Here is a 26,897-nt window from a genome sequence, read left to right as displayed (position 1 = left end):
TGCCGCAAATGCGAGTGATAAGTCCTCTGTCGCTTCGCACAGGCGGGGTGTGGCGGGGGTCTCCGCCCGGCTGTGTGAAGGCTCAAACGTGCACGGACGGCGCCGGGGCGGGAGTGTTGCGGGGGTCGGCGTGACGGCCGGTGTGAGGGGCCGTGTGAGGGGGGCGACGTGAGCATGGTGCCGGGGAAATTGCGTCGCGCAGGGGGCGGTCGGGCGGACAGAGTGGGGGCGATTCGTACAGCAGTCCGCACAGCAGTCCGTACACACCGCCCGGGTCGAACGGCCCAGGAGGGGAGGAGGGGTCCGTCCATGTCCACGTTGCGCGTCACCGTCGAGAAGCTGGTCGTCCTGGAGCACCCGAACGCCGACGCACTGGAGCTCGCGCAGGTCGGCCTCTACCGGGCGGTGGTCGCCAAGGGCAGGTACCGGACCGGCGACTACGCCGTCTACATCCCCGAACAGTCGGTCCTCCCGGCGGAGTTGATCGAGGAGCTGGGCCTGACGGGCAAGCTGGCCGGCAGCAGGTCCGACCGGGTGAGGGCCGTCCGGCTGCGCGGTGAGCTGTCCCAGGGCATCGTCTGCCTGCCGACCGCGCTCGCCGGTACCGACCTGGCGGACGCCGCCGGGCGTGGCGAGGACTTCGCCGAGCTGCTCGGAGTCGTCAAGTGGCAGCCCCCGGTGCCGACCTCCATGAACGGCGACGTGCTGAGCGCGCCAGACCTGCTGCCCTGGGTGGACATCGAGAACCTCAAGCGCTACCCCGACGTCTTCGAGCCCGGCGAGCCCGTGGTGCTGACCGAGAAGCTGCACGGCAGTTGCTGCCTGATGACGTACACCGCCGCCACCGGCGAGGTCCAGGTGTCGTCCAAGGGCATCGGGGCGCAGGGGCTCTCGCTGGTCGAGGACGAGCGCAACCTGTACTGGCGGGCCGTGCGCGCGTACGACCTCCCCGCCGTGGCGGCCCGACTGGCCGAGCGGCTCGGCGCCGAGCGGGTCGGTGTCTTCGGCGAGGTCTTCGGGGCCGGTGTGCAGGACCTGACGTACGGCGCCTCCGGCCGTGCCGAACTGCCCGGCTATGCCGTGTTCGACGTGTCGGCCTTGGTGGACGGGCAGCTGAGGTGGTACTCCGCCGCCGAACTGCTCGACGGCGAACTGCCGTTGGTGCCCGAACTGTGGCGCGGGCCGTTCGACCCGGAGACGGTGCTGGCCTTCGCCCAGGGCGAGGAGACCGTCTCGGGGCGTGAACTCCACCTGCGCGAAGGCGTGGTGGTCCGGCCGGTGACGGAGCGCTGGAGCCTGGTGGTCGGCGGACGGGCGATCGCCAAGGTGGTCGGTGACGCCTACCTGACGCGCAAGGGCGGCACCGAGTACGAGTGATCCCCGCCCCGCCCCGTCGCGCCCTCCCGTGCGCTCCCGCGCGCTTTCGCTTCTTCGCGCGCGCCTTCGCGCCTTCCGTTACTGATGACTCGTCAGTTACGTTGATGGGTCGCCTGTGGAGAATGGAGTGCCGATGACCACCGCCACCGCCCTCATCCCCGGGCCGGCCGGAAACCCCCTGGTCGGGTCGCTGTTCGATCTCACCCGCCGCCCGCTGCGCACCTACCTCGCCGCCCACCGCGACCACGGGGACGTGGTCCGGTTCCGGGTCGGGCCGCCCGGGCTGCGGGTCGAGTTCTACGGGGTGTTCTCCCCGGAGGGTGTCCAGCAGGTGTTGGGTAGCGAGGCCGCCAACTTCCGCAAGGAGAACGCCTTCTACGACGAGCTGCGAAGCAGCGTCGGCAACGGACTGCTGACCAGCCAGGACGGCGACTACCAGCGCCAGCGCCGGCTGGTCCAGCCGCTGTTCACCCGCCGCCGGGTGGACGGCTACGCGGGCGCCGTCGCCCAGGAGGCGCGGGCGCTCACCGAGCGGTGGAACGCGATCCCGGTCGGGGTCGGGGTCGTGGACGCGGCGGAGGAGATGTCCCGGTTCGCGCTGCGCGCCGTCGCCCGGATCCTGTTCGGCGCGGACGTCGAGGAGGCGGTGGCGGTGGTGGACCGCAGCTTCCCGGTGCTCGGTGAGTACGTCTGGGACCGGGGCTTCGCGGCGATTCGCATCCCGCGCACCTGGCCGACCCCCTCGAACCGGCGCGGCGCCGAGGCCCAACGCGCCCTGTACGCGGTCTGCGACCGGATCATCGCCGAGCGGGCCGCGCGCGGCGACCTGGACGAGGACGCGGACGACCTGCTCACACTGCTCGGACGGGCCCGCGGCGAGGACGGAGAGCAACTCGACCCGGCCGAACTCCGGGACCAGGTGCTGGTGTTCCTGCTCGCCGGGCACGAGACCACGGCCACCTCGCTGGCCTTCGCGCTGCACCTGCTGGCCACGCACCCCGAGCAGCGCAAGCTCGCCCAGCAGGAGGCGGAGACCGTGCTGGCCGGCCGGGAGCCGACCGCGGCGGACCTGGAGTCGCTGCCGTACATCACCCGGGTGCTGAAGGAGTCGATGCGGCTCTACCCGGCGGCGGCTCTGGTCGGGCGGAGGGCGGTCGCCGAGACGGTCATCGACGGGTACGTGATCCCGGCGGGTGCCCAGGTCGTCGTCTCGCCGCTGGTCACCCACCGGCACCCGGCGCACTGGCCGGACCCGGAACGCTTCGAACCCGACCGCTTCCTGCCCGAACAGGAGAAGGAGCGGCACCGCTACGCCTGGTACCCGTTCGGCGGCGGTCCGCGGGCGTGCATCGGGCAGCACTTCGCGATGCTGGAATCGGTGCTGAGCCTGGGCGTGCTGCTGCGGGACTTCGAGATGGAGGCGGTGGACGAGCAGGTGGCGCTCGCCCAGGGCATCACGCTCCGCGCGGCGAGCCCGATGCGGATCCGGGTGACGGCGAGGGGAGCCGCGGGGCTCGCCGGGTAACGGCTGACAGCCTGCAGCATTCAGATTTCAGCGGACAGATAACAGAAGATGAAATCTGTTATCTGTCATCTGTTTGTTGTTATCTGTTCGCCGCCTCTCCGGGCATGCGACCGGCCGGCGCCCGCCGGGGTACGGACATGCAGCGGGGGCGCCGCCCCGGCGGGACGGCGCCCCTCATCGGTCCTGCCGGTGCCTCAGCCCCGGCTCTGGAACACGATCTTGGTCCAGCTGGAGCCCGGGCAGTTGCCCCAGACGTCCCAGGCCTGGGATCGGGCGCCGATCCACAGGCCGGTGGTGCTCGTGCCGTTGGCGCAGTAGGTGATGGTGCGCAGCTCGCCCGAGTAGACGTTGCAGTAGCCCACCCAGCGCCACCCGTAGTCTGCGGTGATGACGCAGTGGTAGGAGGCGGCGGCCACCTCGGGCGAGGCCCCGATGGCACCGGCGGTGATGGTCTGGTCGGCGGCGGCGACGGTGGGCGCGGCGGCGGCGGGCAGGGCGGTGGTGCCGAGCACGCCGAGGGCGGCTGCGGCGGCCATCCCGAACGTGGCGATCTTCCTGGCGATGCGACCTCGCATGGCGGTTTCTCCTCGCTCAACGGTACAGATCGGGCAGTGCGTCCCCGGCCGTCCGGATCCACGGGGCGAGTGAATTCCGGCTTCCTGTCCGGCTGATGACGTATTGCGCACGAATGACTGCGGACAGTGAGACGACGACCTATGATGTGACCTGTGTCACAGGCTTTTTCGATGGGTCGTGACCTGCCCAACTGGGCTTTCGGAGTGCCGATTTCCGGGGAGAGCGGCATGGCGGAATGCGACGGTCGGTGTGGCGGCGGACGCGGGAGCGGGGGCGGGAAGGACTTCGGTCCGAGGCCCGCCGATCGTCAATCGGCCGATTTCAACCGGGTGTTCACGGAAATGCTGCCGAGGCTCCACCGGGCGGCCGCTTCGCTCACCGGCGGGCTCGCCGCCGGGGACGTGGTGCATGACGCGTATCTGCGGATCGCCCGCAGGCCGGAGCGGTTCCTGAGCCATCCGCAGCCCTACGCCTACGTGTTCACCACGATGGCGAACATCCTGCGCGACCAGTGGTGCCGGGAGCGGCGGAGGGTCGTGCTGCCCGATCCGTCCGAGACGGCCGAGCGGGAGCGGGGCCAGCCGCCGGTCGAGTCGCCGTCGGGCGGGATGGTCGAGCTGCAGGCGCGCTGGGAGGTGCTCCGGCTGCTGGGCTGCTTGACCTCGAAGCAGGCCCGGGTGGTGGTGCTGGTGGATCTCGACGGCTACACCGTCGACGAGGCCGCCGAGCTGCTGGGCCTGCATCGCAGCACGCTGGCCGTCACCCGTCGCCGCGCCCACGGGAAGCTGCGCGCCGTCCTCGCGCGGGAGCGGGAACATGAGCGGGAGGGCGAGCGGGGCGATCGGCCGGGGCCCACCCCCGCAGCGGCGCCCGGCGCGGGGTCCGATGAGGGGCCCGGCGCAGGCCCTGGGGCGGCTCCCGAAGCGGCTCCCGACGCACCGAGCTGACGCTAAGTCAGCTGATGCGCGACCCCGGCCCGTACGCTGAAAATCGTGATCACGTACGAGGACCACCGCCTCCGCGCCCTGGCTGACGACGGCCGCTGGCCCGAACTGCTGACCGCCTACCGGCAGGGCCGGGCGGCAGCCGTGGAGCGCGCCGGGGAGGAGCCCGCGGCGGCGCTGACCGCGCCGCTCGGCCACCTGATCGCCTACTCGGCGCCGCCGGAGCTGTCCGTCCGGCTGTTCGACCGGGATGGCGGCCCGGGGACGGTCGCCGGGGTCGCCGACCATGACGCCGGTCCGCTCTGGGAGGTGCTGGCGACTCGGCATTCCTGGCTGCGTCTGGCTCCGCTGCTCGTCCCGGCCCCGGTGCGCCGACTGGTCGCGCAGACCAGGGTGCTGCTCGGCGAGGACCTCTCGTACGGGGCCGAACCCGACCCGGAGGGCATGCCGCTGCTGCTGGCGCCCTGGGAGACGGCCGGATGGGACGAGGGGGCTCGGGTGCGCCAGTACCTGCCCTGCGGGGGCGCGCGCAGTGCGCTGCTGACCCTGCCGGCCAGCCGGGAGGGTCTGGGCGAGGTGGTGCTGCCCGCGCCGGGTGTACGGCTGGGCGGGCAGCGGGCGACCCGGGCGCTGGCCGCGCTGGCGGACTGGGCGGAGGTGGTCTGCGTCCGGGGCCCGGCGCCGCAGGCGGCCGCCCAACTGGCCCGTAGATCCCGGGTCGCCGGCGGGTACCTGCCGTTCGCGCTGGTCTACCCGGCGCTGGTGCAGGCCGCCGTCGGGGACCGCGGGCGGGGCTCGGCGCACGGACGGCTGGCGCTCTGGCGGGCGCTGGTCGCGATGGCCGGCGCGGAGGGTACGGACGGGCCGGACCGGGCGGAGGTCGACGCGCTGGTGGCCCGGATGCGGTGCTTCATCTGGCACGAGCCGGCCGCCGGGCTGCGCCATCTGCACGTCGCGCTGGAGGACCCGGCCTGTGGCCTGGCCTGGGCGGTGAGCGGCTCCGAGGACCTGTGAGGACCTGAGAGGGCCTGCGAGACTCCGTCAGGACCTGCGAGGACCTGCGAGGACCCGTGAGAACCGGTGAGGGCCTGTGGCGAAGGCCCGCCGGACATGCGGAACCCCCGGTCCGACGCCGTTTCCGGGGGAGGTGGTGGCGCCGGACCGGGGGCGTATGAGGGGGCCGCTCAGGCGGCCGCGGTCGTGCCGCTCCGGACGGGGTCGGCTTCCGGAGCCGCCGGGACGGCCTCGGGGGCCGCGATCGGCCCGCCGTGCGCGTCGACCAGGGTCCGCTCGTCGAACGGCTCCTCGCCGGCCAGCACCCGCTGGGCGCGGTCCGCGTCGAGTTCGCCGGTCCAGTGCCCGATCAGGACGGTGGCGACGGCGTTGCCCGCGAAGTTGGTGAGCGCGCGGGCCTCGGACATGAAGCGGTCGATGCCGACGATCAGGCCGACCCCGTCCACCAGGGCGGGCTTGTGCGACTGCAGTCCGCCGGCCAGGGTGGCCAGCCCGGCGCCGGTGACCCCGGCCGCGCCCTTGCTCGCGATCACCATGAACACCAGCAGCGAGAGCTGCTCGCCGATCGACATCGGCTTGTCCATCGCCTCGGAGATGAAGATCGACGACATGGTGAGGTAGATCGCGGTGCCGTCGAGGTTGAAGCTGTAGCCGGTCGGCACGGTGATGCCGACGACCGGGCGGCTCACGCCGAGGTGCTCCATCTTGGCGATCAGGCGGGGCAGCGCGCTCTCGGAGGAGGAGGTGGAGAGGATCAGCAGGAACTCGCGGCCCAGGTAGCGCAGCAGCGCGAACACGTTGACCCCGGCGACCAGTCGCAGCAGCGCGCCCAGGACGACGACGACGAACAGCACGCAGGTCGCGTAGAAGCCGATCATGATGACCGCGAGGCTCTTCAGCGCGGCCGTGCCGGTCGCTCCGACGACGGCGGCCATCGCCCCGAAGGCGCCGATCGGCGCGACCCACATGATCATCGACATGACCCGGAAGACCAGCCGCTGCACGTGTTCGATCCCGCGCAGCACCGGGGCACCGGCCGGGCCCATCGCCTGGAGGGCGAAGCCGGCGAGCAGTGCGACCAGCAGGGTCTGCAGCACCTTGCCCTCGGTGAGGGCCGAGAACGTGGTGGTGGGGATCATCCCGAGCAGGAAGTCGGTCGTCGACTGGGCGCCGCCGGCGACGGCCTGGGCGTGGCCGGACTTCGCGAGCGCGGCGGTCAGGTGCAGGCCGCCGCCGGGCTCCAGCAGGTTGCCGACGGCCAGACCGATGGCCAGCGCGACGGTCGACATGACGAGGAAGTAACCGAGGGCGAGGCCGCCGACCTTGCCGACCTTGGCGGCCTTGGTCACCGAGCCGATGCCCAGCACGATGGTACAGAAGATCACCGGGCTGATCATCATCTTGATCAGGTTGACGAAGCCGGTGCCGACCGGCTTCAACTCCACGGCGAAGCCGGGGGCGGCCAGCCCGACCACGATGCCCGCGACCACGGCGGCGATGACGGAGAGGTAGAGGTAGTGGGTCCGGTCCCTGCGTCTGGATCCCCCCACCGGTGCTGCTCCAACGGTCGACATCTGCGGCTCCTTCGCCGTGCGGTCCTGGCGGCCCCGGGTGGTGGGCCGCTCTGACTATCGGGCCTGGGCGTGACGGAGGTCACGTTTGCGTTCATAGAGTTCACGGCTGGGCGCGACCGGGCGCAGCCGGGCCGTGGGGGTGCGACTGGGCTGCGGGACGTTCGTCGACGGGCAGTCGACAGGCCGCCGACCGATCGCGGGCCCCTGGGGGACCCCGGGGGCGTGGTGCACACTGGCAGGCATGTCCGTGCGCACCGCCCCCACGCCCCCGCGCCGACGGCTCCCGGCACCCCGCGGGCTGGTCCGCAGCTTGGCCGGGCAGCTCTTCGTCGTTCAGGTGGTCATCGTCGCCGCCGTGGTGGCGGGCGGCGCGGTGCTCGCGTACCTCTTCACCGCCGACCGGGCCGAGGACGCGGCCCGCCGCCAGGTCACCGCCGTCGCCCACGCCGTCGCCGACTCGCCGTCCGTGCGGGCCGCCGTCACCGCGCCGGACCCGACCGCGGTGCTCCAGCCGTACGTCGAGCAGGTGCGGGTGGACACCGGCGTCTCCTTCATCACCGTCATGGACACCGAGGGCGTGCGCTGGACCCACCCGCTGCCCGAGCAGATCGGCAAGCGCTTCCTCGGGCACATCGACTGGGCACTCGCGGGGGAGACCCGCAGCGAGACCTACACCGGCACGCTCGGACCGTCCGTGCGGGTGGTCACGCCGGTGCTGGACGACCGGCACCAGGTGATCGCGCTGGTCAGCGCGGGCCTCACGGTGGAGTCCATCTCCGCGCAGTTGAGCGGCCCGCTGCTCGCCCTGGTCGGGGTGGCGGTGGCCGCGCTCGGGGTCGGCGGCGTGGGCACCTACCTCGCCAACTCCCGGCTGCGGCGGCACACCCACGGCATGGGGCCGGCCGAACTCAGCCACCTCTACGAATACCACCAGGCGACCCTGCGCTCGGTGCGCGAGGGGCTGGTCCTGCTGGACCGTGCGCACCGGGTGGTGCTCTGCAACGACGCAGCCCGCGAACTGCTCGGACTGGAAGGAAACTTGGAGGGTCGTCTGATCGTGGAGCTGGGGCTGCCGCGGGCGCTGGTCGCGGCCGTGCTCGGCGACGAGCCGGTCCGGGACGAGGTGCACCTGACCGCCGAGCGGGTGGTGGTGCTCAACACCTCCACCATCGGCACCGGCCTCGGCCTGGTCGTCACCCTGCGCGACCACACCGAACTCCAGTCGCTCAGCGGAGAGTTGGACTCCGTGCGGGGCTTCACCGAGGCCCTCGGGGCGCAGGCGCACGAGGCGGCCAACCGGCTGCACGCCGTCGTCTCCCTGATCGAACTCGGCCGCCACGAACAGGCGGTGGAGTTCGCCACCGCCGAGCTCGCGCTCGCCCAGCAGCTCACCGACCGGGTGGTCGCGGCGGTCGGCGAACCGGTGCTGGCCGCGTTGCTGCTCGGCAAGGCGGCCCAAGCGGCCGAGCGGGGAGTGGAGTTGACCCTCACCGACGACAGTCGGATCGACGACGGGCTGCTGCCGCCCGGGCTCTCCTCGCGGGACCTGATCACCGTCCTCGGCAACCTGATCGACAACGCCGTGGACGCCGCCATCGCCGGAGCCGCGCAGAGCACGGTGGCGCCGGAGGTCACCGTCACCGTGCGAATCGACGCGGGTGGTGGCGGTGCGGACGGCGGCGGTGCGGACGGCGGCGGTTCGGACGATGGTGGTTCGGGCGACGGCGGTTCGGCGGGCGGTGGTGTGGCGGGCGGCGACGTGGCTCCGGGTGGGGGCGGTTGCCTGCTGCTGCGCGTCGCCGACACCGGGGCGGGGATCGACCCGGCCGCCGTCGAGGACGTGTTCCGGCGCGGCTGGAGCACCAAGCAGGACGGGCGCGGGCATGGTCTCGGGCTGGCGCTGGTGGCCCAGGCCGCCCGGCGCAACGGCGGCAGCGTCGCGGTCGGGCGTGACCGGGGTGCGGTGCTCACCGTCCGGCTGCCGCTCGCCGGGCTGCCGGCACGACCCGGTGAGCGGCAACCGGGGCAACCGGGGCGGCCGGGGCGGCCGGAGCGACTTGGCCAGGCAGGGCAACCGGGGCAACCGGGCCGGCGGGAAGGGGCGTCGCGATGACCGAGGCGACCGCCGCTCCGGGGATCTCCGTGCTGGTCGTCGAGGACGACCCCGTGGCCGCCGCCGCGCACACCCTCTACGTCGAGCGCGAACCCGGCTTCCACGCCGCCGGGACGGTGCACAGCTGCGCCGACGCGCTGCGCTTCCTGGACCGCGCCCGCGCTGCCGGGAGGCCCGTCGACCTGACCCTGCTCGACCTCTACCTGCCGGACGGCCACGGCCTCCAGCTCTGCCGCTCGCTGCGCGCCGCCGGCCACACCACCGACGTCATCGCGGTGACCTCGGCCCGCGACCTGGCGATGGTGCGGCAGGCCGTGTCGGCGGGCGTGGTCCAGTACCTGCTGAAACCGTTCAGCGCCGCCGCCCTGCACGATCGCCTGGAGCGCTACGCCCGCTACCGCGACAGCCTCGGGCGCACCGGCGAGGCGACCGGGCAGGGCGAGGTCGACCAGGCGTTCGCCCTGCTCCGCACGCCCGAGCGCAGCAGCCTCCCCAAGGGGCTGAGCGCGCCCACCCTGGACACCGTCGCCTCCGTGCTGCGCGAGACGGAGACGGGCCTGTCCGCCGCCGCCGCGGGCGCCGCCGCCGGGGTCTCGCGGATCACCGCGCGCCGCTACCTCGAACACCTCGTCGACACCGGGCGGGCGGTGCGGGAGCCGCAGTACGGGAGCGTGGGGCGGCCGGAGCTCTGCTACCGGTGGAAGGGTGGTGGGGCGGCTCCGGGTCGGCGGGGGTGAGGGCCGTGACCTTTTCGCCGGTCGCTCGTTGGCAGGACCGGGGGCGGTTCACTCACTCGGGTGGTTCTGGGGGCCCCCGGGGTATCCCGCCAGGTCAGGGGCGGTAAAGTTAGGCTTACCTAACTTCTTCTGGGGGTTTGCCTTGTCGCTCGCCGCCGTTCCCGCCCAGGCCCCGGCCTCCTCCTCCGGAGATGTCGGAGCCGCCGGAGCCGCCGGAGCTGTCGAAGCCGCTGGTGTCGCTGGAGCCGCCGGTGCCCCGGCCTCCGGCGAGGCCATCCTGCGCCGCCAGCGCGTACGCGAGTCCGCCGCCCGTACGTACGCCCGGTCCTTCCCGATCGTCCCGGTACGGGCCCACGGCATGACCGTCGAGGGCGCCGACGGGCGGCGCTACCTGGACTGCCTCTCCGGCGCCGGGACGCTCGCCCTCGGGCACAACCACCCGGTGGTGCTGGAGGCGATCCGCCGCACCCTCGACAGCGGCGCCCCGCTGCACCTGCTCGACCTCGCCACCGCCGAGAAGGACGACTTCACCAGCGCCCTCTTCGAGAGCCTGCCCGCCGACTTCGCCGCCGGCGCCCGGATCCACTTCTGCGGGCCCGCCGGCACCGACGCCGTCGAGGCCGCGCTCAAACTGATGCAGACCGCCACCGGCCGGTCCGGCGCGCTCGCCTTCACCGGTGCCTACCACGGCATGACCGCCGGAGCCCTCGCGCTCACCGGCAACGTCGCCGTCAAGGAACCGCTGCCGAGCGGCGGCGAGGTCGTCCGGCTGCCCTACCCGTACGGCTACCGCTGCCCGTTCGGCGTCGGCGGCGAGGCCGGCGCCGACCTCGCCGCAACCTACGTCGAACGGCTGCTCGACGACCCCTCGGGCGGGGTCGTCCCGCCCGCCGCGATGATCCTGGAAGCCGTCCAGGGCGAGGGCGGCGTCGTCCCCGCGCCCGACGGCTGGCTGCGCGAGATGCGCCGGATCACCGCCGAACGCGGCATCCCGCTGATCGTCGACGAGGTGCAGACCGGCGTAGGGCGCACCGGGGCGATGTGGGCCGTCGAACACAGCGGCATCGTCCCGGACGCCATGGTGCTCTCCAAGGCCATCGGCGGCAGCCTGCCGCTCGCCGTCGTCGTCTACCGGGAGGACTACGACGGCTGGCGCCCCGGCGCCCACACCGGAACCTTCCGCGGCAACACCCTCGCCATGGCCGCCGGCGCCGCCACCCTGCGCCACGTCGCCGCCCACGGGCTGGCCGAGCGAGCCGCCGTCGTCGGCGAGCGGATGACCGCCCGGCTGCGCGGGCTCGCCGCCGAACTGCCGGTGATCGGCGACGTGCGCGGGCGCGGCCTGATGCTCGGCGTCGAACTCGTCGACCCCGCCGCCGAACCGGACGCCTGCGGGGCCCGGCCGGCCGACCCGGCGCTCGCCCGCCGGGTCCGGGAGGCCTGCCTGGCGCGCGGGCTGATCGTCGAACTCGGCGGGCGCCACGACGCGGTGCTGCGACTGCTGCCGCCGCTCACCATCACCGACGAGCAGGTCGCTGCGGTGCTCGACCGGCTCGCCGACGCGATCGCGGCTGCGGCGGCCGTCGATTCCGCCGCTGTGGCGAGCCCTGTGGCGAGCCCTGCGGCTCCCGCGGCCCGGGGCGCCGAATGAGCGCGGGGCGAGGGGGCGGTGGCGGTTCAGGGGAAGGCTCGGGAGGAGGTTCGGGCGCCCGATCAGGGGCCGGTGGTGACTCCGGGGCCGCGGGCGGGGCCGGGGCCGGGGGTGGTTCCGGCGCCGCCGCCGGACTGCCCGGCGGGCCCGTCCCGTTGGACGCCCTCGCGGGCGGCGTCGGCGGGCCCGGCACGCTCGGGCCGCTGCTGGCCACCGTCCTCGACGCGCTCGACCACGGCATCGCCCTGCGCGGCGGGCCGCTGCCCGCAGGCAGTCCGGCCGAGCTCGGCGCGCTGGTCGCCGACGGCCTGGCCGGCGCCCACGGGCCCGGCGCGCTCGCCCGCCTCACCGAACTCCTCGCCTACGGCGCCGCCGACCCCGCCGACCCGGCCTGCGCCGCCCACCTGCACTGTCCGCCGCTCGCCGTGGCCGCCGCCGCCGACCTCGCGGTCAGTGTCCTCAACCCCTCCCAGGACTCCTGGGACCAGGCCCCCGCCGCCACCGCCCTGGAGACCGCCCTCCTCGCCGAACTCGCCACCTTGGTCGGCTACGACCCGGCCCGCGCTGCCGGCGTCCTCACCTCCGGCGGCACCGAGTCCAACCTCATGGGCCTGATGCTGGCGCGGGACCAGAAGCTGGACGGCATCGTCGAGTTGGACGGCATCCCGGGCGGCGTCCGGCCGTGCATCGTCGCCTCCGAGGCCGCGCACTTCTCCGTCCAGCGCGCCGCCGCCCTGCTCGGGCTCGGCGAGCGCGCCGTCACCACCGTCCCCGTCGACCGGCAACTCCGGATGGAACCAAAGGAGTTGGAGCGGACCCTGGCCGAGGCCAGCTGGGCCGGACGCACCCCGATCGCCATCGTCGCCACCGCCGGTACCACCGACACCGGCGGCATCGACCCGCTGCACGTCGCCGCCGACCTGGCCGGCCGCTACGGCGCCTGGCTGCACGTCGACGCCGCGTACGGCGGCGGCGCGCTGCTCTCCGACCGGCTCGCCCCGCTCCTCGACGGCATCGACCGCGCCGACTCCGTCTCCCTCGACTGGCACAAACTCGGCTGGCAGCCCGCCGCCGCCGGCGTCTTCCTGGTCCGCCGCACCGAGACCTACGTCTCGCTCGCCCGCCGCGCCGAGTACCTCAACCCCGTCGACGACGAGCAGGCCGGCTACCCCAGCCTGCTCGGCCGCTCGCTGCGCACCACCCGGCGGGCCGACGCCTTCAAGCTCGCCGTCACCTTGCGCACCCTCGGTCGCGACGGGCTCGGCCGACTCGTCGACGCCTGCCACGAACTCGCCCGGTCCGCTGCCGAGGCCGTCCGCGCCGAACCGTCGCTCGAACTCCACGCCGAACCCGCGCTGACCGTCCTGCTGTTCCGCTACCGGCCGCCGGGCCTGACCGACGAGGCCGCCGTCGACGAACTCAACGGCAGCCTGCGCCGGTTGCTGCTGCGCACCGGGCGGGCGGTGGTCGGGCGGACCGAACTCCCGGGCGAGGGGCCCGGCCGGGTGCGGCTCAAGCTCACCCTGCTCAACCCGCACGCCACGGCGGGGGAGGTCCGTGCACTGCTGCGCGACGTGGTGGACGCCGGGCGGAAGGCCGAGGGGGACCGGGCCGGCTAGGCGCGTGCTGCGGGGAGTCGGTCATCGCTGGGGAGTCGGTTGTCGTCGGCCGCCCGGCGCCCGGGCAGGCCCCGTTCGAGACCGAGGACCAGGGCACCGATTCGTGACCGCGACCAGATGACCACGGTTGCTGCGGTGGCGGTGGCGGTGGCGGTGGCGGTGGCGGCGGTCCGTCAGTCGCTCAGGAGGAGGGTGCGGGTGAGCTCCCAGGTCTCCGGGTCGGCGGCGACCAGCAGGCCGTTCTCGCAGCCGGGGGCCTCGGGGCGGTAGGGGGTGCCGTCCAGTCGGGCGGACACGCCGCCGGCCTCGGTGACGAGCAGGGAGCCGGGGGCGTGGTCCCAGGGGAGGGTGCGCCAGTAGAGGAGGAAGTCGAAGCGGCCCTCGACGACGTCCGGGTACTCGATTCCGGCCGCGTGCCGGCCGGGGGAGACCTCGCCGAAGGCCGACTCGTTGGCCTGTAGGCGCCGGCGGTGTTCCGGGTCGAGGTAGCGGCTCTTCACGGATCCGCGCAGCTTCGCGGCGTCGCGCGGTGCCGGCGGCCGGGTCAGGCGTACGCCGTCGCGCCAGGCCCCGGAGCCCAGTTCGGCGCAGTAGGCGGTGGCGGTGGCGGGCTGCCAGATCCAGGAGGCGACGGTCTCCCCGCCGCGGACGAGCGAGCACATCACGGCGTACTCGGGGCGGCCGGCGACGAAGTTGGAGGTGCCGTCGACCGGGTCGACCAGCCAGGCGGCGGGCTCGTCGTGGAGGGCCTGGGCGAGTTCGGGGTCGGCGGAGACGGCCTCCTCGCCGACCACGGGGATGGGCAGCAGCTCGCGCAGGCGGCGGGTGATGATCGCCTCGGCCTCGCGGTCGGCGACCGTCACGATCTCGCCGGGCGCCTTCTCCATCACCTCGCCGGCGGCCAGCGCACGGAAGCGCGGCTCCACCACCTCGGCCGACGCCTCGGCGAGTATCTCCGCCACCTTGTCCATCAGCACGTTCGCGCTCCCTTCGCTGCCTACCACTGTCGCACGAGTGTGCGGAGGTGACCTGCGGCGACCCCTGGGGCGGGCGGGGCCCACGGGTGGGGTCCGGCACGTGGACGGGCGGGCGGCGGGGCGCGAACAGGGGGCGGCGAACAGATAACAGCTGACAGATAACAGATTTCGAAATCTGTTATCTGTCAGCTGTTATCTGTTACCTGTCGACCGTCATCCGGGGTGCCCTCAGCCGCCCAGGTAGTGGAACCCCGGGCGCGGGTGCATCAGGAACTCGTGGTGCGAGATGTTCCAGGCGTACGCGCCCGCCATCGCGAACAGCACGCGGTCGGCCGCCCGCAGGCCGTCGGCGTCGGAGGCGGCCCGGGCGAGGACGTCCTTCGGGGTGCAGAGCTGGCCGGCCAGGGTGGCGCGGCCGGTGGCGACGGCGGGGCGCGGCCACGGATGCGGCCAGGCGTCGACCGGGAGCACCTCGAAGGGCTGGGAGTGCCCCCGGGTGGCGGGGGTGCGCAGGTGGTGGGTGCCGCCACGGACCACCGCGAAGTCCTCGCCGTGGCTCTGCTTCACATCCAGCACCTCGGTCGCGTACCAGCCGCAGTGGGCGGTCAGGGCCCGGCCGGGTTCGATCCGCAGGGTCAGGCCGGGGTGGGCGTCCAGCAGCTTGGCCAGCCCCTCGCCGAAGGCCGTCCAGTCGAAGTGGTTCGCCGGGTCCTCGTAGTCCACGGCCATCCCGCCGCCGACGTTGACCTCCGCCAGCGGGAAGCCGTGCCGCTCGGCCAGCGCGGCCGACCAGGCCACGATCTGCTCGGCGACGGCCAGTTGCTCCGCCGCCGCGAGCCCGCTGGCCAAATGGGCGTGCACGCCGCGCAGACGCAGCCGCCGCCCGAGCGGGTCGGGGCCGGTGCCGGGGCCGTCGCCGGTGAGCTGGCGCACGCACTCCTCGGCGCGGTCCGGGTCGAGCCCGAACGGCGTCGGCCGCCCGCCCATCGCGAGTGCCACCGCGTCGAGCGCACCGGTGGCGACCGGCAGGTTGACCCGTAGCAGCACGTCGACCACCGTGCCCGGCCGGTCCGCGAGGACGGCGTCGAGCCGGTGCAGTTCCTGCTCGCTCTCGATGTGCCAGCGGTGCACCCCGGCGTCCACGGCGGCGGCGATCTCGGCGGGCGTCTTGCCGGGGCCGCCGAAGGCCAGCGGTGCGTCCGGCACAGCCGCCCGCACGTGCGCCAACTCGCCTCCGCTGGAGACCTCGTAGCCGTCGACCGCGTCGCGCAGCGCGGCCAGCAGCGGCGCCTCCGGATTGGCCTTGGCGGCGTAGTACAGCTCGACCCGCGCGGGCAGCGCGGCCCGGACGGCGGCGGCGTGCGCGCGCAGCGCCGCCAGGTCGTAGACGTAGGCGGGCAGGGCGTCGGGCGCGAGGGCGGCGACGTGCCGGCGGACGATCTCGGTCATCGGGCGGCGCTCCCGAGGGAGAGGGGGGCGGAGGTGCGGGAGGCCTGGGCGAGGACGGATCCGGCGAGCGGCGAGGGCAGGCGGACGTAGCCGGCCTGCCGGTCGGCCTTGCGCTCCCAGCGGGTGAGCAGGTTGGCCTTGGCCGGCAGCGGCACGCCCGCGAGCAGTGCCCGCAGCCGGGGCGGCCGGCCGTGGCCTGCCGCGTACTGCTCCAGAGTGTCCCGGACCACCTGCCACAGGGCGCCCTCCAGCTCGGGGTGGCGGTCGGCGAGGGCGGCGAGCAGTTCGGCGACGTGGTTGACCAGCAGGCAGTAGACCACCCGGTCCCAGCCCCGCTCGGCGTCGTACGTCATGGGCCCGGCGACCTCGGGCGGGAGGGCGGCCAGGATGTCGGCGTTGTGCTCGGGGACGAGCTTGGTGCCCTCCAGATCGCGGAAGAGCACCTGGGTGGGGTGCCCGGTGGCGTCTACGCCGATGAGCACGTTCTGCAGGTGCGGTTCCAGCACCACGCCGTGGTCGAAGTAGGCGGCGAGCACGGGCGGGACGAGCAACCCCAGATAGGCCCGCCACCAGTCCAGGGCCTGGTAGGCGTCCGAACTCCCCTCCAGCAGACGGGAGATGTGGGCGGAGCTGGTCGGGTGCTCGTCGGCGACGGCGGCGGCCAGCAGCGGGGTGACGCCGGGTCGCAGCACGCCGCCGAAGCCCTCGCGGACGATCAGGCCGAAGCCCTCGTAGAGCGCCTGGTCGGGTCGGCCGTCGGTACCGGGCAGGGCGAGGGTGCGGAACGCGGGCTCGCGCAGCATCGCCGCGTCGGGGAAGCGCCGGGCGAGGTCGGCGAGGGCGGGGGCGAGCAGCCGGGTGAGCGCGACGGCGCCGGTGAGTTCGTAAGCGGCGTTCTTGCGCAGGCAGTTGGTGATGCGCACGTTGAGGCTGAACTTGAGGAAGGCGTCCGCGCCGTGGAGGGTGCGCACCGAGGCGGTGGCGGCGAACTCCTCGCCGCGCGGCCCGAGGTCGAGGACGTCACCGCGGTCCAGGGCATCGCGCAACAGCGGGTGATCGCCGATGAGTTGGTACTGCCAGGGGTGGGCGGGCAGCAGACGGTAGCCGTCCGGGACGTCGCCGAGGCCGTCCAGCAGGGCGCTCGCGCTCTCGTCCAGGGACTGCTCGGCGATCAGTTCGGTGCGGACGGCGAGGTGGCGCAGCGGGAACGCCGCACGGGACTCCGGGGCGTACCCGCGCCAGTCCCCCCGGGCGGCGGAGCGGGACTTGGGCGCCGGGTGGAAGCGGTGGCCGAACAGCAGGGCCTGCTCGGACTCCAGGTAGCGGTCCGGTCCGGAGGCCGGGCGGCCGACCAGGCTCTGCCGGAGGCCGTCGTGGCTGGAGGTGACCTGGCCCAGGAACTCCTCGTTCACCGTGCCGGTGCGCAGCTCCAGTTCGTCCTGTACGTGTTCCGCCAGCTCGCGCCAGTCCAACTCCGCCCAGCTGCCGCCTCGTTCGATCTCGACCGGGCCGGTGAAGCGGTGCGCGCCGAGCAGCGAGGTGCGGCGCAGGGCGATCCGCAGCAGGGCGCCGCGCCGGGGCAGGCGCAGCAGCAGGCGGCCGTCGGCCACGGCGGTCTGGTGCTCGGGGGCGGAGACTTCGCGCAGCAGGCAGTTCAGCAGGGTGTGGGCCACCGCGTCGTCGGCGGTGGGCAGTTCGTGGCTGATCGGCTCGTGAGTGATCGACTTGCGGGTGATCGGCTCGGGGGTGATCGGCTCGGGGGTCATCGGCGACTCCAGCGCTGGCGGAGGGACGGGAGGGAGAACGCGGTGGCCGTGACGGCGGCCAGCAGGGCGGCGGCGGTGCCGGCCACCACGGGCGCGGCGGCGCCGAACTGCCCGTTGGCCAGCGCTGCGACGGCGCCGGCGGCGACGGCGCCGCCCTTGGAGACGAGTTCGAGCGTGCCGAACATCCGCCCGGGCGCGCGCCCTTGGGCCGCTCCGGCGGCGAGTACGGCGAGGCAGACCAGGCCGAGCGTGAGCCCGGCGCCGAGCAGCAGCCGGACGGCGACGAAGACCGGGAGCGAGTACGCGACGGCGTGCCCGGCCAGGCCGAGCGCGACGAAGCCGAAGCCGAGCGCGATGCCGGTGTGCGGGCGGGCGTGGAACAGCGTGTGGATGCGCGCGGCGAACACCAGGTAGCACAGGTGCGGCAGGGCGAACAGCACGCCGGTGGTGGTGCCGGAGACGCCGGGCAGCCGTTGCTCGGCGAGCGAGATGAGATAGGGGAAGGAGATGACGGTGGCGAAGACGAAGACGAACTCGAAGACGTAGAGCGGGAGGAGCGGGGCGGCGGGTGCCCGCTCGGCGCGTCCCTCCGACGCGGGGGCGGCCGCCGGACGGTCCGGCTCGGGCAGCAGGGACAGCAGCAGTGCGGCGGCGAGCGGGAGGACAGCCATCACCAGGTACTGGCGGTGCGGGTCGATCCACGGGGACAACGCACCGACCAGGATCGGCGCGGCCACCAGGGCTGCCCGGGCGCTGCCCTGCATCAGGGTGAGTGCGCGGGACAGCCGCGGCCCGTCGAGGGCGGCGGCGAGGTAGCCGTTGGTGGCGGCGAAGGTGCCGCCGAGGAAGCCCTGGAGGACCAGTGCGAGGGTGAACGCGGGCAGGCTGCCGGCGGCTCCGGCCAGCAGGAAGGAGACGGTGAGCCCGAGTTGGGCGCGCAGCAGCAGCCGCTTGCGGCCGAAGCGGTCGGCGAGCCGGCCCCACAGCGGTGCGCCGAGCGCGCTGAAGACCGTCGGGACGATGTAGAGCACGCCGGCCCACCGGGCCTGCGGATCGCCGAGCGTGGGCAGGATCGCGGTCAGGTACGGCGGCAGGCCCAGTGCGGCGAAGGAGGCGACGAAGTAGCAGGCGGCGACGGCGTGCACCTGGCGGCGGCCGAGTCCGCCAGCGTGGTCCGTCCCGTGGCCGGAGCGCTGCGAAACGGTCTCCACACTCACCGGGCGATCCCGTTCGCCAGCAGGTAGTTGGGGCCGCTGGTGTAGTGCTTGTTGATGTCGGCGGCGCCTGAGCGCTGCTTGCTGAGCAAGGTCCCGGCGCTGACCATGGCCTTGACCGGCAGGCGTTCGGCCTCCAGCAGGTCCGTCCGCAGCGGCTCGCCGGCCGGCCCGATCCGGTCCACCGCCTCGGCCAGGCGCTTTCGCAACAGTGTGAGTACGTCAGTGAGTTCGGCGCGACGGTGCTCGGCGAGGCCGAACGCGAGCGCGCCGGTGCACAGGTGCCCGGTGATGGTGGTGAACAGGTCGGTGAGCGCCCGGTCGTCGTCGCCGAAGATCCGGGCGTCGTCGAAGTCGGCCCGGGTCGGGGCGAGTTCGCCGAGGCGGGCGGTCATCCGGGCGGTGTGCACGCGCGGGCCGTCGTCGTCCTTGTAGAGCAGGCGCAGTCCGTCGTCGTCGAGCACCAGGGAGGTGTTCTGCTGGTGCGACTCCAGCGCTATGCCGTAGTCGAACAGCGTGGTCTGCCAGTCCAGCAGGAGTTCCAGCAAGGAGTCGTAGAAGGCGAGTTGGTCGCCGTCGTGGAAGCGGTCGGCGAGGTGGTCGAGCACCAGGCGACCGCCGGGCGCGGGGGCCAGCAGGGCGGCCAGCGGGACGGTGACGGCCCGCTCCAGCCCGGCGGGGTAGCGGCGCAGCAGGACGGCCAGCAGTTCGTGGCCGGCGTGCGCCCAGGTCTGCTCGTCGGCGTGCAGGACGCGGTCGGCGAAGCGCGGCTCGCGGGCCAGCACGGCCTCGATCAGGCGCTGGCCGGCGGCGCCGTCGAGCAGCGTGCCGGGCTTGATGGTGCGGCGGTTGAGCCGGCCCAGCGTGGCGGTGGCGAGCGGGAGTTTGAGGTGGCAGGCGGGGTCGTCGGCGACGGCGACGGTGCGCATGGAGAGCGTCGGCACGACGGTCAGGTACGGCCGCTCGGCGAGCACCGCGCGGCCGGCCAGGCCGACCGCCTCCAGCGCCTCGTCCAGCGGGGCGCCGACGGTGAGGGGGTGGACCGGCAGGGTGGTCCAGTCGTCGCCGGGGCAGGCGTCCGCAAGGCCCAACCAGGCCGGAGTGGGCCACCAGCTCGGGAGCGGGCGCCGGCCGTGGGTGGTGAGGGCATCGGTCGGGACGGCCAGCCAGCGCAGCTCGAATGCGGGGTGGAACTCCGGTGCATAGGAGTTCAGTTGGGGTTCGGTGAGGCCGGCCCGGCCGCGCGCGGTCGGGTAGACGGGGTGGTCGAGGTAGGCGGCCAGGGTGTCGTGGCCGAGGGCGGCGGCCAGGCCGGTCCAGTCGGCCGGGTCCTCGCCGTACAGGTCGGTGAGCCGGGCGTGCACCTCGGGCCGTGCGCGCTCGTGCAGTTCCATGGTGGCGAGGGTCTGGCGGCACTCCTCGGCGAAGGCGGCCCAGCCGGGCCGGTCCTCGGCCTCGGCCAGACCGGCCAGGGCCGCCACGATGGCGTCCAGACCGGTGAGCCGGCGCCCGGCCAGCTCCAGCAGGGGCAGCCGGGCGGCGTACTCGCACTGGAAGCCCTCGGCGGCGACGGGCAGGGCGAGTTCGGCGTCCGCGACGGTGAACCAGGGGCCGTCCGCGCGGTCCTCCACGGCGCCGCGGGAGCGCAGGCCGAGGACGTCCTCGCGCAGCAGGGCGGAGAGCACCCGCAGGGTGAGCTGCTCGTCGGCGGTCACGGGGTGATCTCCCAGCGGTTGGCGGCGCGGAACCGGGCGACGGCCGCGTCCACGGCCTCCTGGTCGGCGCCGATGGCCCACATCACGCCCAGGTAGTCGCGGTTGGTGCGGTAGTGCTCGTGCCGCTCGCCGAGCGGACGCAGCGGGCGGTAGGCGAGCCGGACGCCGTCGCGCTCCTCGTCGTACGGGCCGGGGGCGGCGGTGAGGAGGCCGGCCCGGTCGGCGCAGACCACCTCGTTGCGGGCCCGGCGCGGGGTCGCGGCGCACTGCGCGCCGAGGTCCGCGGGGAGTTCCCGGCCGAGGTGGGTGGCGAGGATGTGTTCGAAGAGCGGGACGCCGAGGATTTCGGCGAGCATCAGGTCGCACTGGTCGCCGATGGCGCGGTAGTTGACCTCGATGATCCGGGCGCGGCCGTCCGGCTGCACGACGAACTCGGTGTGGCAGGCGCCGAGTCCGATGCCGAGCGCGTCGAGTTGGGCGAGCACCTGCGCGACCACCTCGGCGGGGTGCGCGGGGACGAACTCCAGCACCTCCTCGATGAAGTCCGGCGGCGGGGAGAGCTGCGTGCGGAAGCCGCCGAGGACGTGCCGGCGGCGGCCGTCGCCGAGGGTCTCCAGGGTGCACAGCCGGCCGTCCAGGAACTCCTCGACGACCAGCGTCGCGCCGGCCCGGCGGTGCTGGATCTCCCGGCAGCGGAGGGCGAGTTCGGCGGCGTCGGCGACCAGTGTGACGTCCTCGCTGGCCACTCCCTCACGGGGTTTGACCACGCAGGGGAACGGCGGCTCCAGCTCGGCCGGGTCCTGCCCGGGGGCCAACTCGGCGGACCAGACGGTGTCCTGGCCGGTCAGGGCGAGATGGCGGCGCAGCTGGCCCTTGTCCTTGGCCCGCAGCGCGGCCTTCCAGTCCTTTGCGGGGAGGCCGAAGTACTCGGCGGCCAAGGCGGTCTGGGTCTGCAGGTGGTCGCTGTTGCTGAACACCGCGTCGGGCGCGTGGTGGCGGGAGACCAGGCTGATCACGGCGCGGAAGTCCCGGACGTCGCACTCCAGCACCTCGGGTGCGGTGAACGGGAGGTCGGCGTAGGCCTTCCGGTGGGGTTCGGCGTGGTCGGTCAGGACGGTGACGTCGAGCCCGAGCCGGGCGGCGGCGGGCAGGAAGCCCGCGGTGACCGAGTCGGTGGGGTTCAGGGCGAGCAGGTAGAGCCGCATGGGGTGGTGGTCCTTGAGAGTGGTGACGGACGAGAGCGACGGCGGGCGGATCACGGGGCACGTCGGGAGGGCAGCGAAGAGATGACAGGCGACAGCTGACAGATAACAGATTTCGAAATCTGTTATCTGTTTGTTGTCATCTGTTCGGTGGCGGCTGCTGCTGTGGCCGCCACCGCCACCGCTACCGCTACCTCGCCCGCCCGCCGTCGTCCGTCGGCGGTTACTTGGGTGCGTCCACGCCCGCGGCCTTGGCGATGTCGCCGAGCATGGCGTCGGCGGCCTGGACGCCGATGCCGGACATCCAGGTCTCGTCCGGGACGTTGAAGACCTTGCTGTTCTTGACGGCGTTCAGGCCCTGCCAGACCGGGGTCTGCTGGACCTCGCTCTCCTTGGTCTTGGACGGGTCGTCGGCAGTGGTGACGAACACCAGGTCGGCGTCGGCCTGGTTGATCTGCTCGGCGCTCACCTCGACGATGTTCTTGTCGACGTCCTGGGCGGCCGGGCGGGCCAGGCCGACGTCCTTGAGCACCACGCCGCTGTAGGAGGCCTTGGCGTAGAGGCGGGTCGGTCCGGCCACGAAGCGGACCACCGAGGCGGTCGGCATGGCGCCGCCGTTCTTCGCCTTGATCGCCTCGCCGAGCTTTGCGGCCCGCGCCTCGTAGTCGGCGAGCGCCTTCTTGGCCTCGTCCTCCTTGCCGAGCGCCTGCGCGTAGAGGGCGAGGTTCTCCTTCCACGGGAACCCGGTGGTCTCGGCGAGCACGGTCGGCGCGATCGCGTTCAGCTGGTCGTAGACCTTGGCGTGGCGGACCTTGGAGGAGAGGATCAGGTCGGGCTTGAGGGAGGCGATCAGCTCCAGGTTCGGCTCGTTCATCGGGCCGACGTCCTTGGTGTCCTTGATCTTGTCCTTGAGGTAGTTCGGGAACCCGCCCTCGGTCTTCATGTGCGGCGACACCGCGCCGACCGGCGTGATGCCGAGCAGCGTGACGTCGTCCAGCTCGCCGCTGTCCAGCACCACGACGCGCTTGGGCTGGGCCTTGATCTGGGCCGTTCCGGCGGCGTGGGTGACGGTGCGCGGGAAGCCGGCGGAGGCGCCGGCGCTCGCGGAGGCGGCGTCCCCGCTCTGCTTGGTCCCGCCGTCGCTGCCGCAGGCGGCGAGCAGCGTGGTGGACAGGGCGACGGCGAGGACGGCGACGGGGAGGCGGCGGTTCATGGGGTTCCTTGGATCGGGTCGAGCGGGTGTCGGGGGTGAGGAGCGTCGAGGGTGAGGAGCCGGGGGGCAGCGATCAGCGGTCGGCGGCGCGCGGCCGGGTCCGTGCCCGGGGAACGACCAGCGGCGTGCCGGTCTCCGGGTCGGGCACCACCCGGCACGGCACCTGGAACACGGCCTCGACCAGGTCGGCGGTGAGGACCTCGGCGGGCGGTCCGGCGGCGGCGAGCCGCCCGTCCTTGAGCACCACCAGGTGGTCGGCGTACCGGGCGGCCTGCCCGAGGTCGTGCAGCACCATGACGACGGTGCGTCCGGCCTCGGCGTGCAGGTCGGCGACCAGGTCGAGGACGTCGAGCTGGTGGCGCAGGTCGAGGAAGGTGGTCGGCTCGTCGAGCAGCAGCAGTTCGGTGTCCTGGGCCAGCGCGAGCGCGATCCAGGCGCGTTGGCGCTGCCCGCCGGAGAGCCGGTCGACCTGCTGGTCGCGCAGTTCGGCGGTGCCGGTCCGGGCGAGGGCGTCCTCGACGGCGGCCTGGTCGGCCTTGGACCACGGGCTGAGCATCCGCTGGTGCGGGTACCGGCCGAGCCGGACCAGCGCCTCGACGGTGATCGCCTCGGGGGTGACCGGCTGCTGCGGCAGCAGGCCCATCCGCTTGGCGAGGGCCCGGGCGGACATCCGGTGGATGTCGGAGCCGTCCAGGGTGACGGTGCCGGCGGCGGGGTCGAGCAGCCGGACCAGTCCGCGCAGCAGGGTCGACTTGCCGCAGGCGTTGGGCCCGACGATGGCGGTGACGGCGCCGCCGGGCAGTTCGAGGTCGAGCCCGTCGACGATCGTGCGGTCGCCGTAGCGCAGGTCGAGGCCGTGCGCGGCGAGCCGGTTGGCGGTGGTGGTGACGGACTCGACGGTCGTCGTGGGCGTCATCAGTTGCTCCTCTGGGGAGGCCGGCCCTGGCGGATCATCAGCGCCAGGAGCCAGGGCGCGCCGAGCGTGGCGGTGACGGCACCGACCGGCAGGCCGTGGACGGGGATCACGTGGAGCACGAGGAGGTCGGCGGACAGCAGCAGGACGGCGCCGGTGAGCGCGGTGAGTCCGAGCGTGCCGAGGGTGGGCGGCCCGGCGAGCAGCCGGACCAGGTGCGGCACGGCGAGCGCGACGAACGCGACCGGGCCGGTGAGGGCGGCGGCCAGCGAGGCGAGGGTGATGCCGAGCAGCAGCAGCCAGAGCCGGTCCCGGCCGGGGTTGAGGCCGAGGCCGCCGGCCGAGTCGTCGCCGAGGTCGAGGACCGCGATCCGCCGCTGGCAGAGCAGCACGGCCAGGGCGGTCAGTGCGATGGCGGTGCCGCCGATCCAGACCTCGGTCCAGTTGCGGCCGTAGAGCGAGCCGGTGGTCCACTGCATCGCGGAGGAGGCCAGCTCGGCCGGGAACCGTACGATCATCAGGTTCACGGCGGCGGCGAGGCCCTGCTGCACCGCCAGGCCGACCAGCACCAGCCGGGTGACGGCCATCTTCGACCGCCAGGCGAGGCCGCCGAGCAGCAGCGCCGCCAGCAGTCCGCCGCCGAGCGCGGCCAGCGGGATCAGCTGCTGGGAGGCGCCGGTGGCGAGCATCAGCACCGCGCCGAAGGACGCGCCGCCGGTGACACCGATGGTGTCGGGGGAAGCCAGCGGGTTGCGGAAGAGCCGCTGGAGCATCGAGCCGGCCATCGCCAGCCCGGCCCCGGCGATCAGCGCCGACACCACCCGGGGCGCCCGGAACTGCTGCACCACCAGGATGTTTCCGGGTTCGCCCTGCCCGACCAGGGCGCGCAGCGCGTCCCATCCGGACAGGCTCACCTGTCCGGTGCCGAGTGCGACGCCGGTCAGCACCACCAGGACGACGGCGGCCAGCGCCGACCACACGGCGGTGCGGGCCCGGCGGCGGGCGAGTGTGCCGACGGGCACGGCGAGCGCGGTCACCGGGCCACCTTCCGAGCCAGTACGGCGAGCAGCGGCGCGCCGAGGAAGGCGGTCACGATGCCGACCTCGATCTCGGAGGGGCGCACCACGAGCCGTCCGAGCACGTCGGCGGCGAGCAGCAGCAGCGGACCGGTGATCAGGCAGCCCGGTAGCAGCCAGCGGTGGTCGTTGCCGAGCAGCGGGCGGACCAGGTGCGGCGCGGCCAGTCCGATGAACGCCACCGGCCCGGCGACGGCCACCGCGCTGCCCGCGAGCAGGACGACGGCCAGCCCGCCGGCCAGTCGGATCCGGGCCACCGGCACGCCGAGCGACTGGGCGGTCTCGTCGCCGAGGGCGAGCGCGTTGAGGGCGGGCGAGATCGCGAACGCGCCCAGCAGGCCGAGCACCAGGAACGGCAGCACGGGGGTGAGGGTGTCCAACTGCCGCCCGCCGATCGATCCGGCCAACCAGAACCGGGCCTCGTCCAGGGTGCGGTGACTGGCCAGCATCAGCGCGGAGGTCCAGGAGGTGAGCACCACGGTGAGCACGGTGCCGCCGAGCGCGAGCCGGACCGGGTCGAGGTCGCCGCCGCGCCGGGACATCGCGTACGCGGCGACCGCGGCGACGGCCGCCCCGGCGAAGGCGAACCAGACGTATTGGACGGGCCGGGTGAGCCCCAGCGCGTAGATCGCGGCGACCACGGCGAGGCTCGCGCCGGCGTTGACGCCGAGGGTGACCGGGGAGGCGAGCGGGTTGCGGGTGACGCCCTGGGCGACCGCCCCGGCGACGCCGAGCGCGGCCCCGACGGCCAGCCCGATCACCGTTCGCGGCAGGCGAAGGCCCGTCACCACATCGGCGTCGCCGCCGTGGGCGGCCCCGGTGAGGGCGTCGGCCACGGTGGACAGCGGGATGGATCGGGAGCCGAGCGCGAGGCTCAGCGCGGCACACAGCACGAGCGCGCCCACACCGGCGACCAGCAGCAGGGGCCGCTGGACCGCCGAGGATCGAGGCGTCGCCGGGGCTGTGGTGGCCGGCGGGTCGGTTCTCAACACGAGTCGACATCTTAGGTTAGGTTTGCCTAAGTTCGTCAATCTCGGGTTGCCTGGTCCGATGTCGGGCCGTTCGTCGCGGCGTCGACCCGTCCGGGTGTCGTGGGTGTCGCGCCGCCCGGCCCGGCCCCGGGTGATGCACTTCCTGAGGCATTGTAAGGTGAGCCTCACCTTATTCGATCATGCGGAGTCGATCCACGGAGCGCCGATGATCCCCGGAACACCCCTGCCCGTCGCACCGACGTCCACCCTGCCCGGCGACTACCGGCGCCTGCGCGAGCTCTGCCCGGTGCTGGAACTGCGCCTGCTCGACGCCGACGAACCCGACCCCCGAGCCGCCGACGGCTGGTACTCGGGGGCCGAACTCGCCGCCGACGAACGGGCCCTGGCCGCCGCCCTGGCCGGCGAGGAGGAGCGCATCGCCGCCGAACACGGCCGCGCCCCCCGCCCGCACGTCACCGCCTCCAGACTGCTGCACCACTACGTCTGGTCCGCGTGCCTGCTCATCGCGGGCCCCTGGCACCTCGCCCGGAAAGTCCCCCTCGTCGACCCCGCCGACCTCTGGCTGCACGCCCCCACCGGGGACCTCGCGCTGCGCCCGCGCGGCCACGTCACCCTCCCCGGCGACGACGAACTCCGCGCCGAACTGCGGGCCGCCGTGGTCGCCCACGTCGAGCCGGTGCTCGCCGCCTTCGCCGCCCCCAGCCGGCGCCGCGACCGCGCGCTCTGGGGCATGGTGACGGACGACCTCGCCTCCGCCGTCTGGTACCTCGGCCGGATGCTCGGCGAGGAGGACACCGCGGTCGTCGCCGCCGAGGCGGTGCTGCCCGGCGGCACCCTTCCGCTGCCCGGCGCCGCCGACTTCCGCCGTCTGCACACCCCCGACGGGCGCGGCCACCACACCCGTACCCGGCTCGGCTGCTGCCTCTACTACGCCGTCAAGCCCGAGGCCGCCGCCTGCCTGACCTGCCCGCGCACCAGCGACGAGGAACGGCTGCGCCGGTTCTGAGAGGTCCGTCCGCGGATCGTCGGCGGGGGGATCGTCGGGGGGGGGGGGGAGTTGGGGGATCGTTGAGGGGATCGTCGGGGGCGGTTCGTTGATGCTCCTATGGGTTGTCAAGCGGTGGTGAGCCATTCGCGGTAGGCGTTGGCGAGGTTGTCGTCTCGGCGGGTGCCGCGTTCGAGGGTGGAGATGGTGGCGGGCCAGACGCCGAAGTGGTTGGCGACGGCGGTGAGGGTGATGTTCTTGGCCT

Annotated in this window: 21 protein-coding genes; 9 read left to right on the top strand and 12 right to left on the bottom strand. The window is 73.9% G+C overall.

Translation table 11 applies throughout. The features are described 5' to 3' along the window. Nucleotides 1–309 precede the first annotated feature (309 nt). Nucleotides 310–1,377: an RNA ligase (ATP) gene (locus ACFWPI_RS03905; RefSeq protein ID WP_380337075.1), complete on the top strand. Its 1,068-nt coding sequence runs from the start codon at nt 310–312 to the stop codon at nt 1,375–1,377. A 133-nt stretch (nt 1,378–1,510) separates the two neighbouring features. Beyond that, entirely contained in the window at nt 1,511–2,902 is a 1,392-nt protein-coding gene (locus ACFWPI_RS03900) for a cytochrome P450 (protein WP_380373146.1), read from the top strand. Between the two features lie 194 nt (nt 2,903–3,096). On the opposite strand, the gene ACFWPI_RS03895 is transcribed toward ACFWPI_RS03900, so the two are convergent. Continuing rightward, nucleotides 3,097–3,477, bottom strand: a complete 381-nt coding sequence (locus ACFWPI_RS03895) for a hypothetical protein (RefSeq protein ID WP_063349935.1) — start codon at nt 3,475–3,477, stop codon at nt 3,097–3,099. A gap of 171 nt (nt 3,478–3,648) precedes the next feature. On the opposite strand from ACFWPI_RS03895, the gene ACFWPI_RS03890 reads away from it, so the two are divergent. Together ACFWPI_RS03890 and ACFWPI_RS03885 are read left to right on the top strand one after the other, a co-directional pair. Continuing rightward, complete coding sequence (locus tag ACFWPI_RS03890; RefSeq protein ID WP_380373148.1) at nt 3,649–4,425, top strand: RNA polymerase sigma factor; 777 nt, start codon at nt 3,649–3,651, stop codon at nt 4,423–4,425. A gap of 45 nt (nt 4,426–4,470) precedes the next feature. Continuing rightward, nucleotides 4,471–5,436 (top strand): hypothetical protein, encoded by a 966-nt coding sequence (locus tag ACFWPI_RS03885; protein WP_380373151.1) that lies wholly within the window; start codon nt 4,471–4,473, stop codon nt 5,434–5,436. A gap of 170 nt (nt 5,437–5,606) precedes the next feature. Here the strand turns inward: ACFWPI_RS03885 and ACFWPI_RS03880 are convergent, their stop codons facing one another. Next, a complete protein-coding gene (locus tag ACFWPI_RS03880; protein WP_380373153.1) occupies nt 5,607–7,010 on the bottom strand; it encodes a cation:dicarboxylate symporter family transporter in 1,404 nt (467 codons plus the stop codon). Nucleotides 7,011–7,251: 241 nt separating this feature from the next. Here ACFWPI_RS03880 and ACFWPI_RS03875 point away from each other — a divergent pair, with 241 nt between their 5' ends. The 4 genes from ACFWPI_RS03875 to ACFWPI_RS03860 all read left to right on the top strand — a co-directional run bounded on the left by ACFWPI_RS03875 (nt 7,252) and on the right by ACFWPI_RS03860 (nt 13,130). Beyond that, nucleotides 7,252–9,123: an ATP-binding protein gene (locus ACFWPI_RS03875; protein WP_380373156.1), complete on the top strand. Its 1,872-nt coding sequence runs from the start codon at nt 7,252–7,254 to the stop codon at nt 9,121–9,123. After that, nucleotides 9,120–9,860 carry a response regulator gene (locus ACFWPI_RS03870; protein ID WP_380373158.1) on the top strand — a complete coding sequence of 247 codons (741 nt, stop codon included), beginning with the start codon at nt 9,120–9,122 and terminating at the stop codon, nt 9,858–9,860. Before ACFWPI_RS03875 ends, ACFWPI_RS03870 begins: the two co-directional genes overlap by 4 nt. Nucleotides 9,861–10,002: 142 nt before the next feature. Next, nucleotides 10,003–11,511 (top strand): diaminobutyrate--2-oxoglutarate transaminase, encoded by a 1,509-nt coding sequence (locus tag ACFWPI_RS03865; protein WP_380373161.1) that lies wholly within the window; start codon nt 10,003–10,005, stop codon nt 11,509–11,511. 155 nt (nt 11,512–11,666) lie between these two features. Further along, on the top strand, nt 11,667–13,130 hold the full coding sequence (locus ACFWPI_RS03860; RefSeq protein WP_380373163.1) for a pyridoxal phosphate-dependent decarboxylase family protein: 1,464 nt from the start codon (nt 11,667–11,669) through the stop codon (nt 13,128–13,130). A gap of 173 nt (nt 13,131–13,303) precedes the next feature. Here ACFWPI_RS03860 and ACFWPI_RS03855 read toward each other — a convergent pair whose 3' ends face one another. From ACFWPI_RS03855 to ACFWPI_RS03810, 10 genes are all read right to left on the bottom strand, one after another. Continuing rightward, on the bottom strand, nt 13,304–14,101 hold the full coding sequence (locus ACFWPI_RS03855) for an inositol monophosphatase family protein (protein WP_380373191.1): 798 nt from the start codon (nt 14,099–14,101) through the stop codon (nt 13,304–13,306). 234 nt (nt 14,102–14,335) lie between these two features. After that, on the bottom strand, nt 14,336–15,556 hold the full coding sequence (locus tag ACFWPI_RS03850; protein ID WP_380373165.1) for a type III PLP-dependent enzyme: 1,221 nt from the start codon (nt 15,554–15,556) through the stop codon (nt 14,336–14,338). Further along, on the bottom strand, nt 15,553–17,322 hold the full coding sequence (locus tag ACFWPI_RS03845; RefSeq protein ID WP_380373168.1) for an IucA/IucC family protein: 1,770 nt from the start codon (nt 17,320–17,322) through the stop codon (nt 15,553–15,555). Before ACFWPI_RS03845 ends, ACFWPI_RS03850 begins: the two co-directional genes overlap by 4 nt. After that, nucleotides 17,319–18,539 carry an MFS transporter gene (locus tag ACFWPI_RS03840; RefSeq protein ID WP_380373170.1) on the bottom strand — a complete coding sequence of 407 codons (1,221 nt, stop codon included), beginning with the start codon at nt 18,537–18,539 and terminating at the stop codon, nt 17,319–17,321. The genes ACFWPI_RS03845 and ACFWPI_RS03840 overlap by 4 nt, the downstream gene beginning before the upstream one ends. Continuing rightward, a complete protein-coding gene (locus tag ACFWPI_RS03835; RefSeq protein WP_380373172.1) occupies nt 18,536–20,251 on the bottom strand; it encodes an IucA/IucC family protein in 1,716 nt (571 codons plus the stop codon). The genes ACFWPI_RS03840 and ACFWPI_RS03835 overlap by 4 nt, the downstream gene beginning before the upstream one ends. Then, nucleotides 20,248–21,456, bottom strand: a complete 1,209-nt coding sequence (locus tag ACFWPI_RS03830) for an acetyl-CoA carboxylase biotin carboxylase subunit family protein (RefSeq protein ID WP_380373194.1) — start codon at nt 21,454–21,456, stop codon at nt 20,248–20,250. The genes ACFWPI_RS03835 and ACFWPI_RS03830 overlap by 4 nt, the downstream gene beginning before the upstream one ends. A 220-nt stretch (nt 21,457–21,676) precedes the next feature. Beyond that, entirely contained in the window at nt 21,677–22,666 is a 990-nt protein-coding gene (locus ACFWPI_RS03825) for an ABC transporter substrate-binding protein (protein WP_380373174.1), read from the bottom strand. Nucleotides 22,667–22,739: 73 nt separating this feature from the next. After that, nucleotides 22,740–23,582, bottom strand: coding sequence for an ABC transporter ATP-binding protein (locus ACFWPI_RS03820; protein WP_380373176.1), 843 nt, complete (start codon nt 23,580–23,582; stop codon nt 22,740–22,742). Then, nucleotides 23,582–24,616 carry a FecCD family ABC transporter permease gene (locus tag ACFWPI_RS03815; protein WP_380373179.1) on the bottom strand — a complete coding sequence of 345 codons (1,035 nt, stop codon included), beginning with the start codon at nt 24,614–24,616 and terminating at the stop codon, nt 23,582–23,584. Before ACFWPI_RS03815 ends, ACFWPI_RS03820 begins: the two co-directional genes overlap by 1 nt. Further along, nucleotides 24,613–25,578 carry a FecCD family ABC transporter permease gene (locus ACFWPI_RS03810; protein ID WP_380373197.1) on the bottom strand — a complete coding sequence of 322 codons (966 nt, stop codon included), beginning with the start codon at nt 25,576–25,578 and terminating at the stop codon, nt 24,613–24,615. The genes ACFWPI_RS03815 and ACFWPI_RS03810 overlap by 4 nt, the downstream gene beginning before the upstream one ends. A 274-nt stretch (nt 25,579–25,852) precedes the next feature. Between ACFWPI_RS03810 and ACFWPI_RS03805 the strand changes: the two genes are divergently transcribed. Further along, nucleotides 25,853–26,653 carry a (2Fe-2S)-binding protein gene (locus tag ACFWPI_RS03805; protein WP_063349948.1) on the top strand — a complete coding sequence of 267 codons (801 nt, stop codon included), beginning with the start codon at nt 25,853–25,855 and terminating at the stop codon, nt 26,651–26,653. Nucleotides 26,654–26,897 lie beyond the last annotated feature (244 nt).

It is taken from the genome of Kitasatospora sp. NPDC058492 (assembly GCF_042720685.1).
Classification (GTDB): Bacteria; Actinomycetota; Actinomycetes; order Streptomycetales; family Streptomycetaceae; genus Kitasatospora.
This window is presented reverse-complemented; position numbering and strand designations above follow the sequence as displayed.

What these genes read in the sequence shown, in the direction of transcription:
- ACFWPI_RS03905 (WP_380337075.1), top strand. Translation starts at nt 310, where the DNA reads ATGTCCACGTTGCGCGTCACCGTCGAGAAGCTGGTCGTCCTGGAGCAC.
- ACFWPI_RS03900 (WP_380373146.1), top strand. Translation starts at nt 1,511, where the DNA reads ATGACCACCGCCACCGCCCTCATCCCCGGGCCGGCCGGAAACCCCCTG.
- ACFWPI_RS03895 (WP_063349935.1), bottom strand. Translation starts at nt 3,477, where the DNA reads ATGCGAGGTCGCATCGCCAGGAAGATCGCCACGTTCGGGATGGCCGCC.
- ACFWPI_RS03890 (WP_380373148.1), top strand. Translation starts at nt 3,649, where the DNA reads ATGGGTCGTGACCTGCCCAACTGGGCTTTCGGAGTGCCGATTTCCGGG.
- ACFWPI_RS03880 (WP_380373153.1), bottom strand. Translation starts at nt 7,010, where the DNA reads ATGTCGACCGTTGGAGCAGCACCGGTGGGGGGATCCAGACGCAGGGAC.
- ACFWPI_RS03875 (WP_380373156.1), top strand. Translation starts at nt 7,252, where the DNA reads ATGTCCGTGCGCACCGCCCCCACGCCCCCGCGCCGACGGCTCCCGGCA.
- ACFWPI_RS03870 (WP_380373158.1), top strand. Translation starts at nt 9,120, where the DNA reads ATGACCGAGGCGACCGCCGCTCCGGGGATCTCCGTGCTGGTCGTCGAG.
- ACFWPI_RS03855 (WP_380373191.1), bottom strand. Translation starts at nt 14,101, where the DNA reads ATGGACAAGGTGGCGGAGATACTCGCCGAGGCGTCGGCCGAGGTGGTG.
- ACFWPI_RS03850 (WP_380373165.1), bottom strand. Translation starts at nt 15,556, where the DNA reads ATGACCGAGATCGTCCGCCGGCACGTCGCCGCCCTCGCGCCCGACGCC.
- ACFWPI_RS03845 (WP_380373168.1), bottom strand. Translation starts at nt 17,322, where the DNA reads ATGACCCCCGAGCCGATCACCCCCGAGCCGATCACCCGCAAGTCGATC.
- ACFWPI_RS03830 (WP_380373194.1), bottom strand. Translation starts at nt 21,456, where the DNA reads ATGCGGCTCTACCTGCTCGCCCTGAACCCCACCGACTCGGTCACCGCG.
- ACFWPI_RS03825 (WP_380373174.1), bottom strand. Translation starts at nt 22,666, where the DNA reads ATGAACCGCCGCCTCCCCGTCGCCGTCCTCGCCGTCGCCCTGTCCACC.
- ACFWPI_RS03820 (WP_380373176.1), bottom strand. Translation starts at nt 23,582, where the DNA reads ATGACGCCCACGACGACCGTCGAGTCCGTCACCACCACCGCCAACCGG.
- ACFWPI_RS03805 (WP_063349948.1), top strand. Translation starts at nt 25,853, where the DNA reads ATGATCCCCGGAACACCCCTGCCCGTCGCACCGACGTCCACCCTGCCC.